This window comes from Kroppenstedtia guangzhouensis, assembly GCF_014637345.1.
Lineage (GTDB): Bacteria > Bacillota > Bacilli > Thermoactinomycetales > DSM-45169 > Kroppenstedtia > Kroppenstedtia guangzhouensis.
This window is the reverse complement of sequence record NZ_BMEX01000085.1, coordinates 1-526: the sequence shown is the minus strand read 5'-3', so window position 1 is coordinate 526 and position 526 is coordinate 1. Positions and strand designations below refer to the sequence as shown.

General features: G+C 59.3%; 1 rRNA gene. It reads right to left on the bottom strand.

The features are described from left to right. Positions 1-12: 12 nt before the first annotated feature. Positions 13-526: ribosomal RNA gene (locus IEV46_RS17910) — 16S ribosomal RNA — on the bottom strand; the annotation flags it as partial.

Sequence of the window (526 nt, the reverse complement as noted above, 5' to 3'; positions counted from 1 at the left end):
GATACTCCGTAGAAAGGAGGTGATCCATCCCCACCTTCCGGTAGGGATACCTTGTTACGACTTCACCCCAATCATCTGCCCCACCTTCGGCGGCTGGTTCCCGAAGGTTACCTCACCGACTTCGGGTGTTGCAGACTCTCGTGGTGTGACGGGCGGTGTGTACAAGGCCCGGGAACGGATTCACCGCGGCATGCTGATCCGCGATTACTAGCGATTCCAGCTTCACGCAGGCGAGTTGCAGCCTGCGATCCGAACTGAGACCGGTTTTTTGGGATTGGCTCCCCCTCGCGGGTTCGCTGCCCGTTGTACCGGCCATTGTAGCACGTGTGTAGCCCAGGACATAAGGGGCATGATGATTTGACGTCATCCCCACCTTCCTCCGGCTTTCACCGGCTGTCTCGCCAGAGTGCCCACCATGACGTGCTGGCAACTGACGACAAGGGTTGCGCTCGTTGCGGGACTGAACCCAACATCTCACGACACGAGCTGACGACAACCATGCACCACCTGTCACCGCTGCCCCGAA